Source organism: Kitasatospora sp. NPDC001660, from assembly GCF_053596725.1.
In genome coordinates this window covers 1-10368 of record NZ_JBSFGU010000098.1, presented here as the reverse complement: position 1 = coordinate 10368, position 10368 = coordinate 1, and the positions used below count along the sequence as shown (strand labels likewise).

At 72.6% G+C, this 10368-nt stretch carries 12 protein-coding genes and 3 pseudogenes; 9 read left to right on the top strand and 6 right to left on the bottom strand.

Annotation, left to right across the window (positions count from 1 at the left end):
• Positions 1-1427, bottom strand: a 1427-nt coding sequence (locus tag ACWCXH_RS39045) for an Ig-like domain-containing protein (RefSeq protein ID WP_449806269.1), incomplete at its 3' end; no start/stop codon positions are given.
• 395 nt (positions 1428-1822) lie between these two features.
• A pseudogene (locus ACWCXH_RS39040) lies at positions 1823-2041 on the bottom strand (plasmid stabilization protein); the annotation flags it as partial.
• Between the two features lie 143 nt (positions 2042-2184).
• Between ACWCXH_RS39040 and ACWCXH_RS39035 the strand changes: the two are divergent.
• Complete coding sequence (locus ACWCXH_RS39035) at positions 2185-2403, top strand: hypothetical protein (protein WP_449806268.1); 219 nt, start codon at positions 2185-2187, stop codon at positions 2401-2403.
• Positions 2404-2425: 22 nt separating this feature from the next.
• Here ACWCXH_RS39035 and ACWCXH_RS39030 read toward each other — a convergent pair whose 3' ends face one another.
• Positions 2426-2965, bottom strand: coding sequence for a hypothetical protein (locus ACWCXH_RS39030; RefSeq protein WP_449806267.1), 540 nt, complete (start codon positions 2963-2965; stop codon positions 2426-2428).
• A gap of 143 nt (positions 2966-3108) precedes the next feature.
• On the opposite strand from ACWCXH_RS39030, the pseudogene ACWCXH_RS39025 reads away from it, so the two are divergent.
• From ACWCXH_RS39025 to ACWCXH_RS39010, 4 genes and pseudogenes are all read left to right on the top strand, one after another.
• Positions 3109-3234, top strand: a pseudogene (locus ACWCXH_RS39025) (DNA topoisomerase IB); the annotation flags it as partial.
• 32 nt (positions 3235-3266) lie between these two features.
• Complete coding sequence (locus ACWCXH_RS39020; RefSeq protein ID WP_449806270.1) at positions 3267-3557, top strand: hypothetical protein; 291 nt, start codon at positions 3267-3269, stop codon at positions 3555-3557.
• Positions 3455-4126 carry a hypothetical protein gene (locus tag ACWCXH_RS39015; protein WP_449806266.1) on the top strand — a complete coding sequence of 224 codons (672 nt, stop codon included), beginning with the start codon at positions 3455-3457 and terminating at the stop codon, positions 4124-4126. Before ACWCXH_RS39020 ends, ACWCXH_RS39015 begins: the two co-directional genes overlap by 103 nt.
• A 148-nt stretch (positions 4127-4274) precedes the next feature.
• Positions 4275-4835, top strand: coding sequence for a hemerythrin domain-containing protein (locus ACWCXH_RS39010; protein ID WP_449806265.1), 561 nt, complete (start codon positions 4275-4277; stop codon positions 4833-4835).
• 84 nt (positions 4836-4919) lie between these two features.
• Here ACWCXH_RS39010 and ACWCXH_RS39005 read toward each other — a convergent pair whose 3' ends face one another.
• On the bottom strand, positions 4920-5540 hold the full coding sequence (locus tag ACWCXH_RS39005; RefSeq protein WP_449806264.1) for a hypothetical protein: 621 nt from the start codon (positions 5538-5540) through the stop codon (positions 4920-4922).
• 311 nt (positions 5541-5851) lie between these two features.
• Between ACWCXH_RS39005 and ACWCXH_RS39000 the strand changes: the two genes are divergently transcribed.
• Complete coding sequence (locus ACWCXH_RS39000) at positions 5852-6364, top strand: DUF6328 family protein (protein ID WP_449806263.1); 513 nt, start codon at positions 5852-5854, stop codon at positions 6362-6364.
• 20 nt (positions 6365-6384) lie between these two features.
• Here the strand turns inward: ACWCXH_RS39000 and ACWCXH_RS38995 are convergent.
• A pseudogene (locus tag ACWCXH_RS38995) lies at positions 6385-6967 on the bottom strand (Orn/Lys/Arg family decarboxylase); the annotation flags it as partial.
• 401 nt (positions 6968-7368) lie between these two features.
• On the opposite strand from ACWCXH_RS38995, the gene ACWCXH_RS38990 reads away from it, so the two are divergent.
• The 3 genes from ACWCXH_RS38990 (at position 7369) to ACWCXH_RS38980 (ending at position 9667) form a co-directional block, all read left to right on the top strand.
• A complete protein-coding gene (locus ACWCXH_RS38990; protein WP_449806262.1) occupies positions 7369-8511 on the top strand; it encodes a hypothetical protein in 1143 nt (380 codons plus the stop codon).
• Positions 8512-8627: 116 nt separating this feature from the next.
• The gene (locus ACWCXH_RS38985) at positions 8628-9155 is read left to right on the top strand and encodes a DUF5995 family protein (RefSeq protein ID WP_449806261.1); all 528 of its coding nucleotides are present in this window, start codon (positions 8628-8630) and stop codon (positions 9153-9155) included.
• Positions 9047-9667, top strand: a complete 621-nt coding sequence (locus ACWCXH_RS38980; protein ID WP_449806260.1) for a TetR/AcrR family transcriptional regulator — start codon at positions 9047-9049, stop codon at positions 9665-9667. Before ACWCXH_RS38985 ends, ACWCXH_RS38980 begins: the two co-directional genes overlap by 109 nt.
• Here the strand turns inward: ACWCXH_RS38980 and ACWCXH_RS38975 are convergent.
• The gene (locus ACWCXH_RS38975; RefSeq protein ID WP_449806259.1) at positions 9639-10112 is read right to left on the bottom strand and encodes a hypothetical protein; all 474 of its coding nucleotides are present in this window, start codon (positions 10110-10112) and stop codon (positions 9639-9641) included. The genes ACWCXH_RS38980 and ACWCXH_RS38975 overlap by 29 nt on opposite strands.
• Between the last annotated feature and the right edge of the window lie 256 nt (positions 10113-10368).

Sequence of the window (10368 nt, the reverse complement as noted above, 5' to 3'; positions counted from 1 at the left end):
TCGTCACCGGGATCGCCGATGACGACGAACCTGCTCGCCCCGGTGACGGCCAGGGAGCCGTTGACGGTGGTGCCGCACACCCCGACCAGGGTGGAGCCAGAGGAGGAGACACTGCCCTGGACGGTGGAGTTGCCGATGAACAGGGCGGTGCCCGCCCCGGCCGAGACGCCGCCGGAGATGGTGGCGTCGAGGATGCAGGTGCTCTCACCGGTGGCGACGACGCTGGCCACGGAACCGGTGACGGTGCGCGTGCAGTTGACCGTCTGGGTGGCGCTCTCCACGGCGGGGGCCGCATAGGTGGCGTCGCCGCTGTACTGGGCGGTCAGGGTGTGACTGCCGGGCAGCAGGTTCGACCAGGTCAGCTGCGCCTGGGCGCAGTGGTCGCCTCCGCCGGGGGTCAGTGGTGCGGTGCCCAGGGTGGCGCCGCCGTCGGTGAAGGTGACGGTGCCGGTCGGGGTCGCGGTGGAGCCGCCGTTGGGGCAGACGGTGTCGGTGAGCGTGACCGGGTGCCCGAAGAGCGACGGGGTCGGGGAGGCCGTCAACGTGGTCATCACGGTTGGCTTCGGGGTGAGGTAGCTGATGGTGATGCTCGCGGCGGCGCTGGTGACGGTGGGGCCGGTGCCGCCGGCGGGGACCAGGGACGAGCCGCCGCCTCCGCCACCCCCGCCCCCGCTCGGACTAATAAAGGGGTTGATGTTGCCGCCGCCGCCTCCGCCGTAGTAGCCGGCGCCTCCTGCGCCACCGGTCAGGGAGGCGCCCGGGCCGCCGCCGGTGCCGCCGGCACCGAGCGTGCCGGGCCCACCGCCGAAAAACCCGCCGCCGCCGGTGCCGCCGGCTCCGCCGTGGGTGGACGTGCCCGCCCCGCCGCCGTTTCCTCCGTTGCAGGTCGCGTTCGCGCCCGGCTGGCCGGCGTCTCCGCCCAGGCTTCCGGTGCACTGGCCGGCCCAGCCGGCTCCGCCGCCGCCCGCAGCCACGATGAGGCGGGAGTCGGTGGTGGTGAGGGGGGTGGTGTTGGGTTGGGTGCGGATGTCGGAGGCCCCGCCTCCGCCGCCGCCGAAGTGGGTGCTGCCGCCGCCGTTGAAGCCGCCGGTGCACTGCGCGCTACCGGCGCACTGGCTGCCGCCGGTGGCGGCGCCGCCGACTTCGACGTAGAGGGTCTGCCCGCCGGACAGCCCGGTGAGCGTGCCGGACACCTGGGCACCCCGGCCGCCGCCGACGCCGTTGTCCTCCACGCCGCCGCCGGCGCCGGTCGCCGTGACGTCGACCTGGGTGACGCCGTTCGGGACGGTGAAGGTCTGCTCGGCGCCGGTGAAGGCGAACGTACAGGTGGTGGTGGGGCCGGACACCGTACAGGTGCCCTGCGCGTGGGCGGGCACGGACAGCGCCACCGGGGCGACGGCCGCGGCGCAGAACACACCGGCCGCCACGGCCAGCACCCGGCCCCGACGCCCGGCCGAACCGGCACGATGCCCGGCACCTGGACCGCGCCGACCAACGGCCCCCGGCAATGAGAACGTCACGATCAACTCCAGAAGACAGAAGAGGGTCTCTCGGCGAGGGATCGCCTTCCGCCACTGTCGATCACGCGACCAGGGGCCACGGCCCCCATCGAACCGACACACCGCCGGTTCACACCAGCAGCCCCCGGGCCGGGCCTTCACCAGCACCCGAGCCCGACAGCACAATCACGGCCCCGAAGCAATCACCCGAATGCTCTCAAAACCCAGCGACATCCCTCGCTCGGAGCACCGGGTGCCCTCACCGCCGAGTTGTCCACTGTCACTCAATCGAGCTCCTTGACAGCGATTCCCAGGACCTGCCCGCCTTCGCCACCCTCGCCCGGGGCTCTGCGCTTGGAGGAGGAGGCGTCCTTGACCGAGCTTCGGCTGGCGGTCTTCGACTCGCCCGAGCGGGCCCGCTCCATGTTCACCGTGCGCGTGGCGATCTCCTTGGCCCGCTTCTGGCTCTCGCCGCGGTCCAGGGCGCTGTCCTTGATGTGCTCGTACTGGCGTTCGCGCTTCTTGCTCGAGTCGGCAGGCATGGCATGTCCTCCTCGATGGGGTACGGGGCGCCGTCGGCGCCTACCCCGAACGTAGGCGGCGACCCGCGTGCCCACCGTGCGGGTACACCCGACGGGATCTGCCCGCTCGCCCGTTGGGGCCGCGCCGGGCGGAGACTGAGGGCATGGGCGGTCACACGTGGGCACGGGCGACGGTGTACTGCCGCAAGGGCGAGGCGCCGGGGCCGCAGGGCGCGCTGTCGCACCTGTCCGGCCGGGTGCGGGTGACCGGCCGCTGGGTGCGAGTGCGGCCCGAAGGCGGTGCGGCACAGGTGTGGATCTCGGCAGCGGTGGTTCAGCGGATCGTCTGGGAGAAGGAGAAGGGCACCACCGGAGCCCGGTAGGGGAGGCAGGCCAGGGCATGGGTCAGTGGGCTTCGAAGCCGGCGCTCATCTGGCGCCGGCGCCAGTGCTCCAGGACCTGCTGCTGGTGGGCGGCCCGCTGCAGCAGCTCGTCGAGGACCTCCGCGTCCAGGAGCGGGTGGGCGGCGGACAGCTGGCGCAGGGTCTGCCATCCTGCCGTCTTTCCCTCCACCGCCGTGCGCATCAGCTCGAGCTCCAGGTAGGTGCTCAGCGGGGAACGCCGCACGAGGCGGCCGTTGAGCTTGAGGTGCCCGGCCTTCTCCGCCAACCAGCCCCCGCACACCTTGTAGCGGCGTACCGGCAGGCCGAGCGCGCGCATGATGTCGCGCAGGCTCTCGCGGTCCTGCGCGATGTCGGCCGCGAGCGGGCCCATCGCGCCGCCCAGCGCCGAGCCGCTGGTGGCACGGGCCAGGTGCCGGGCGCGCTGCACTCCCGCGGTGGCGCCGGCCATGTGGTCGTTCAGGTAGATGTCCAGCCGGGCGAGATCGATCAAGCCCATCTCGCCGCCCGGAGCCGGACGGTGCTGGTGCACGGTGCCTGCCATCGTCTGTGCCACCGATCGCTCGTGTGCGCCGCCTCGCTGCGTCGACGCGTTCCGGTGTGCGCCTGCCCGCCCCGCCCCCGGCCACACGCCGCGCCGCCCCTGCCCGTCGTTGACTGCGCCGGTCGGCGGGTAGGCGCTCGGGCGTGAGGCTGCGGACCAGTGATCTTGAGGGTGCGGGCTGGCGGCGGGTGCGCCGCGGGCGCGGATTCTCCTACCTGAAGCAGGACGGCAGCCCGGTGAGCGACCCGCAGGAGCTCGCCCGGCTGCGCGCCCTGGCGATCCCGCCGGCCTGGCGCCAGGTGTGGATCTGCCCACGGCCCAACGGACGCAGGCGCTGGGCACCGACGCCGCCGGGCGCCGCCAGTACCTGTACCACCCGGCCTTCCGCGCCCAGCGCGAGGCCGCCAAGCACGACCACGTCCTTAAGGTCGCGGCCCGCCTACCCGCCCTGCGAGAACAGGTCCGCGCCGACCTGAAGCACCGCGGGCTGTGCCGCGAGCGGGTCCTGGGCTGCGCGGCCCGCCTGCTGGACCTGGGGCTGTTCCGGATCGGCTCGGACTGCTACGCCCAGCCAACGGGAGCTTCGGGCTGACGACCCTGCGCCGCGAGCACGTACGGCTGCAGCGGGACGCCATCCTGTTCGACTTCCCGGCCAAGAGCGGACGCCGGCGCGAGCAATTGGTCCGCGAACCGGCGTGCCAGGCGGTCGTGGCCGCCCTGCTGCGCCGCCGAGGGCAGGGCGAGCGGCTGCTCGCCTTCTGGCAGCACCGCCAGTGGCACCAGGTGCACGGCGCGGACCTGAACACCTACCTGGCCCAGGCCGCGGGAGTGGAGGTCACCGCGCAGGACGTGCGGACCTGGCACGCCACCGTCCTGGCCGCCATCGCCCTGGCCGCCTCCCAGCAGGTCGGCGCCGATGGCAGCCAGGCGGCCCGGCGCCGGGCCGAGGCCCGCGCAGTGCGCGAGGTGGCCCACTACCTGGGCAACACGGCGGCCGTCGCCCGGGCCTCCTACATCAACCCGCAGCTGATCGAGCTCTTCGAGCAGGGTCGCACCATCGCCGTGGATCTCGGCCACCTCGGCGAGGACACCCGCCCAGGGGCCAGCGCCGCGCACGGCGCGAGCGAACAGGCCGTGCGGCAGCTGCTCGACAACGGCTGAAACCCGGCCGCGCCCCGGCGCGGATGCGCAGGCGGCGCGGCCGATCGGGTGGCAGGCGAGCGACTCGCCCACCCGGGCAGCGCGGGACGGGGATCACTGCTCCTCGGGCCGGGAACGACCCGGCCCATGACGGAAGGCGGACACGGCGATGGGCCATGGCGGAAACGTGATCGAGGAACTGAAGGCCGACCACCGCGAGGTGGAGGTGATGTTCGCCCGGATCCAGGAGATGACCGGCGGCGGCCAGGAGCTGCGCGAGAAGATCGACGAGGTCACCATCGAGCTGGTGCGCCACTCGGTGGCCGAGGAGCAGTACCTCTACCCGGCGGTGCGCGAGCACATCCGGGGCGGCGACCAGCTGGCGGACAAGGAGATCGAGGACCACTCCCGCGTGGAGAAGATCCTCAAGCAGCTGGAGCAGATGGACACCGGCGACGCCAGGATGGACACGCTGCTGCAGCAGCTGATGAGCGAGGTCGCCGCCCACGTCCAGGACGAGGAGGACAACCTCTTCCCGATGCTCGCCCGGGCCTGCACCCCCGAGCAGCTGAACGACCTCGGGGACAAGATCCGCCGCGCGAAGTCGATGGCGCCCACCCGCCCGCACCCCTCCGCGCCGAGCAGCCCGACCGCCAGCAAGCTGCTGGCGCCCGGCGTCGGCCTGGTGGACCGGGCCCGCGATTTCGTCACCGGCCGCGGCAGGTCCTGACCACCGGCAAGCAGCCCGTCCCACCGGGGCCGGCGGCACGACTGGCGGCCCCGCAGCGCCCGTTCGGGCACAACGTGACCGCCGTCATGCCCCGGCAGACCCCTTGTGCCTGGACTGGCCGGCCACGAACGGGGCAGCTCGGCCCCGCGCACCCCAGCTCGCACACGCCGACCCACCGGATACCGGCGAGCCTGCCGCAAGGGAGCGATCGCCGTGTCCACAGACCTGACCCCCGTCATAGCCGCCAGCGCCCGCTGGCCGCTGGCGGGCGGTACGGCTGAACAGGTCGCTGAAGCCGCTCTTGGACACGACGGTCAGCGCGGTCACCGCGGCCAGCTGGGTGGCGCCGTCCAGCATCTCGGGCGTGATCTGGTCGGCGGCCACGTGGAGCACGCCGATCCGGGCGATACCGTCGACCAGCGGCAGCCACACCGACAGCGGCCGGCGGTGAGACAGGTGCGACGACATGGTCCGGTACGCCCACCCGGCCACCGTCCCCTCGATCGCCATCGGCTCGCCCTCGTCCTGCCCCGGGCACGGCAGCGGTACCAACTGGTCCTCCTGCACATCGGCCAGGTAGACGCTCGCCGACGCCATCCCCAACCGGCGCGCCGTCCCGCTGACCAGCTGCGGCACCTGGCGCGGGGACACGGTGTGCGATCGCTCCAGAAACTGGGCCAGCGCGACCTGCGTCTCCTGTGCCATCGCGCACCGGTCCCTTCACCGCTGTGCCCCTCTTTCGAGTCCGGGGCCGCAGGGGACCGAACCCGGGCGGTGGCACACGTCCGCTGCCGCAAGATCATTCCGGGCGCCGACGGCAGCCTGCGGCTGAGGTCGCCCTGCCGCAGCTTGGCGCACCGCCCGGCCGGGAAGCCTGCGATCACCGCGGTGCCCGGCCGGGACACCCCCCGCGGGCGTGGGCAGGACGGCGACCGGCCTGCCGTTCCGGGAGCGCCCCTGGTGATCGCCGATCATGGATCCCGGGTGGGCGGCCACGCCCGGGAACGGAGCGCACGGTGAGCGGCAGCGAAGACAAGCAGGAGCAGGAGCAGGAGCAGGAGGCCGAGGAGAAGGCAGACCGCAAGTGGAACGAGATGCTGCAGGAGGTGCGCGTGGCCCAGACCGGGGCGCAGATCTTGTTCGGGTTCCTGATCAGCGTCGTGTTCACCCCCAGGTATGCGCAGATCAGCCCGGCGGACCGGACGCTGTACCAGGTCACGGTGGTCGTGGGCGCTCTGGCCACCGGCACGCTGATCGCGCCGGTGGCTTTCCACCGCTTCCTGGCCGGGCACCAGATGATGCCCGAACTCGTGCGCGCCGGCGCCAAGCTGGTCACCCTCGGTCTCGTCCTGCTCGGGGTGACCGTGGGGGCGGCGTTGGCGCTGCTGCTGCACGTGGCCACCGGATCGCCGCTGGCCTGGGCGGTCGCGGGCGTGGTCGTACTCTGGTTCGCCGTCTGCTGGCTGCTGCTGCCCTGGATCGCGCTGCACCGCGGCCGGCGCCGCGCCGGGGCGCCAGCCCGAACGTAGGCAGCAGGCCGTCGGCCTGGTCAGTCTTCGACGGCCACCCGCACGCTCTTCACGCCGGGGTCGGCGGCGTCGGGCACGAGCATCCCGGCCCGCACGCCGCTGCGCAGGTAGTCCAGGACAGCGTCGTTGAGGCGCTCGCCCGGCACCGCGGCGGGGATGCCCGGCGGGTAGGGGCTGAGCATCTCGGCGCTGATCCGGCCGCTCGCCTTGCCGATCGGGACCTGCTCGGTTTGGCCGAAGAACGCGTCGCGCGGCAACATCACCTGCTCCAGGCGCAGCTCACCCGGGTCGGGCACCTCCACGGCCGGGGCCGGGGTCAGTTGGCCGGTGGCATCAGCGAGTTCGCCGAGCGCGGCCAGGAGGCGGTCGGTGGTGGCGGTGGTGGTGTCGGCGTGGGTGAGCTGAGCGCTGATGCGCCGATGGTCGCACACGTGCAGATCGACCTGGTGGTGGGAGCGCAGCCAGTCCCCGCCCCGGTAGCCGGTGGTGCCGAGTGCGGACACGTCGATGATCACCTGGAGGGGGGTGCGGGCCGCAGAAGTCGGCGCGGTCGTGGACGTGCAGGCCTTCCAGGTTCTCGATGCGCCCGCGGACGTCGGCGGCCTGGAGCTGCACTACCCGGCCCTGCCCGTCGGCGGCGGGACGTAGGGTGAGCGGCGGTCCCGAGAGATGTCCAGCGTCGGTGAGCCGGGCTCAGGCCGAGGACGGCAGCGGCGTGCGTGATGTCCTCGCCCGCCGGGCTGTCGGCCCCGGGTGGGCAGCTGGGTGAGCCGCCCGGCCCGGTAGCGGGCGGCCACGGCGAGGCTGTCCAGCTTCGGCTCGACGCAGCAGGCGGTGCCCGGTCTGCCCAGGCGGCGCTCCAGGCCGGCCACCCAGGACTCCGGTTCCTCTGCCGAGGATGGTGAGGGCTGCGGGGCCGCAACGTTGATCACGGGGCCATCCTGCCGCGCGGCACCGATAAACCGCCTTGTCGGTGTCCGCACGACCGACCATGATGCTCCGTCGTGACCTACCTTCTTCTTATCGGCAATCTGCTGGTCATCGCCGTATGCGTGGTGATCCACAGGGTCCACAAGTCCCGGGACTGGCGGCTCCGGGAACTGGCTCCAGCGCAGGTCGACTACGACGCGGCGGCCTACGGGCTCGTCCCACGCGAGCGGCTCGACCCCCGGCGCGCGGGCCCGCCACAGCCGCCGCCCCGCCGTAAGGAGGCGCAGGCGATAGCCGACGCCGCCTGGCGCGGCGACTGGAAGCCGGCCGCCGCGTACGTCGAGGCCGCCGGGCAGGACTGGGACGAGCGCTGGTCGCGCCTGTCGCTGCTGGACTCCATCGCCGACGAGGACGACCGCTGGCTGAAGGCCTGGAGAGCGGCCGACCCGGGCAGCTGCGACGCGGCGACGCTGGAGGCCCACCGGATGGTGCACGCCGCGTGGGCGATCCGCGGCAGCGGATACGCGCACCAGGTACCCGACGCGGACATGCGGGCCTTCCGCTCCATGGTGCGCTCCGCCCTCAAGGCGGCCCAGAACGCCGCCCAGCTGGACCCGGCCGACCCGGCTCCCTGGGCGGTCATGGTCACCGCGGCACGCGGCTGCCAGTACGTGCCGCAACACTTCGCCGAACTGTGGGTCGGGCTGCACCGGCGGGCACCGCATCACTACGAGGCCCACGTGCAAGGCCTGCAGTACTGGTGCGCCAAGTGGTTCGGCTCGCACGAACAGATGCTGGGCTTCGCCAGGCACGCGATGGACGCCGCCCCGCCCGGCAGCCTCCTGCCTGCCGTCTACCTGCACGCCCTGCGCGAGATGGAGCTGCGCGGGGCGCACAAGGAGCTGCTGTCCGGCAAGGACGCGAAGACCCGGCTGCGGCGGGTCGCGCAGGCCCTGGCAGAGGTACGGCCGGACGACGAGCGGCTGCCGGCGCTGCGGCACCTGCTCGCGCACTACGCGTTGAAGGCGAAGCAGTTCGACGTCGCCCTGGAGCAGTTCCGGGCGGTCGGCCCGTGGTGCGGCAGCTGGCCCTGGACCAGCGTCCCCGACCCGGTGGCGGCCTTCGACGCCGCCCGCGGCACCGCCGTCCTCCGCTCCCGGGCCCAGCCGCTGCCTCCGGAGCTGCGGCCGAAGGCGGCACCGCAGCAGGCCTTGTGACGCGACGCGTCCGCCCCGGTCCGAGGTCAGCATCCCGGTGCCCGGGTTCGCGCTGCGGAATCCATCGTGGACCGGCGGCTGCGCGAGCGTTGGCGTGAGCGCTCCGCGGCAACCGGATGTACCTGAGAGTCACCGAGCTGGTGGGCGCCAAGCTCACCGACGGGTTCTTCCAGGATGCCGCGTTCATCGAGCGGATGGACGTGATCTTCGCGGGTCTGTTCTTCCGCAACGTCGACGCGGCCAGGGCGGGAGGGCCGGTGAACCCCGCCTGGCGGCCGCTCGTCGACGCACGGCGTCGAGGTGAGGCGATCTGGCCCATCCCGCCGCCATCAGAACCATCCGCCGTCCGGTCGGCCCTGACGACCGCCCGCTCGGGACGCCACCAGGCCGGAACCCCGACTCCACGCCGTTCGAAATCCGCGGTCCTCCGCCGCCACCACAACCCATCCGTTCCGGCCACACCGACAGACACAGTATTGGAACGAGTTCCAACCGTGGAAGAGCGTAAAATCTCGGGGTTCTGTAAAGTCGCCCTGTGGCAGCGAACGAGACCTCCCGAACGGCCCGCCGAGCCGCCGCGACGCGGCAGTCGATCATCGAAGCGGCGGAGGCGATCCTCGTCGCGGGCGGGCCCACGGCGCTGACCCTGGAGGCGGTCGCCGAACGTGCCGACGTGGCCGTGCAGACGGTCTACAACCGGGTGGGCGGGAGATCCGCGGTCCTCGTCGCGGTGGCCGAGCGGGCCTTCCGGGAGAACCGGGAGTACATGGACGCCGCCTACGCCACCCCCGGCACCCCGCGCGAACGCATCCTGCTGGCCGCCGACGCCTACGCGCGCTTCGCCCTCGAACGCCCGCACCACTTCCGGCTGCTCGCCGAACCCCCCGCCGACGCCGGGTCACTGAAGGGCATCGCCGACCTCGTCGACGAACAGAACGCCAAACTCACCGCAGCACTGCGCGACGGCATCGCCGACGGCTCCTTCAACCCCGACCTGGACCCCAGGGCCACGGCCTACGCCCTGTGGGCCGCCATGAACGGCGTCCTCGCCCTGAGCTGGCGCGCCGACCGCCTCCACGTCGACCCGCAGGACATGGGCCCCGTGCTCGACACCATCCTCACCGTGATCACCCGGGGCCTCGACGCAAGGACCTGACCCTGCGCATGCACCCATCAGGTGTTCCGGGGTGGTTCCTTCGCGAAGACTTCGGCGTCGAATGCGAGGTACCGGTCGGCTCGGCCGCCGCACGACCTGTGCCGTCCGTGTCGGGCAACACATAGCCCTCGGATTCGTCCCAGGGAAGGTCCACGTCGTCCAGGTGCACGTGCCATTCGCCTTCGAGGGTGCGACGCAGGTGGGTGAGGGAGCCCAGGATGTGGGTGATCACCGGAAGCAGCCGGTCGGGATCAAGTGGCAGTTTGGTGGATCCGGCGAGGATCTCGTCCGGGTCGATTCCTTCTGCGCTGTAGAGGAACAGTTGCTCTTCGTCCGCATACGGGAAGGAGGCCGCGCGGGCGGCGACGATGCGCTGGATGGCGGCCGTCTCGACCCCGGTCAGCGGCTCCGCCCGGCTCGCGTGGTAGTAGAGGGAGACGCTCATGGCGCGAGCGTACTGTCAGGGTGTGACAGCGCGTTCTGGGGGGCGAGCAGCCTGACCGGCCGCCGTCTCGTCGCCTGGCGTGCGTGTCGAGGTGGTGGCGGGTCGTGGCGACGTCATCCGTCGAAGGACGACCATTCGATGCCCAGTTCGCCGAACGGCCGTAGGGCACGTATTCGGTCGTGATCAATCTGTGTGATTCACCTTCGCGGCGGGTCCTGATCCGGTAGACCGTGGTGTGTGACGCGAGCGCAACTGA

Excerpts from the sequence above, each read along its gene's own strand:
- ACWCXH_RS39005 (WP_449806264.1), bottom strand. The coding sequence starts at position 5,540 with ATGGCACAGGAGACGCAGGTCGCGCTGGCCCAGTTTCTGGAGCGATCG.
- ACWCXH_RS39035 (WP_449806268.1), top strand. The coding sequence starts at position 2,185 with ATGGGCGGTCACACGTGGGCACGGGCGACGGTGTACTGCCGCAAGGGC.
- ACWCXH_RS38985 (WP_449806261.1), top strand. The coding sequence starts at position 8,628 with ATGTACCTGAGAGTCACCGAGCTGGTGGGCGCCAAGCTCACCGACGGG.
- ACWCXH_RS38975 (WP_449806259.1), bottom strand. The coding sequence starts at position 10,112 with ATGAGCGTCTCCCTCTACTACCACGCGAGCCGGGCGGAGCCGCTGACC.
- ACWCXH_RS39030 (WP_449806267.1), bottom strand. The coding sequence starts at position 2,965 with ATGGCAGGCACCGTGCACCAGCACCGTCCGGCTCCGGGCGGCGAGATG.
- ACWCXH_RS39010 (WP_449806265.1), top strand. The coding sequence starts at position 4,275 with ATGGGCCATGGCGGAAACGTGATCGAGGAACTGAAGGCCGACCACCGC.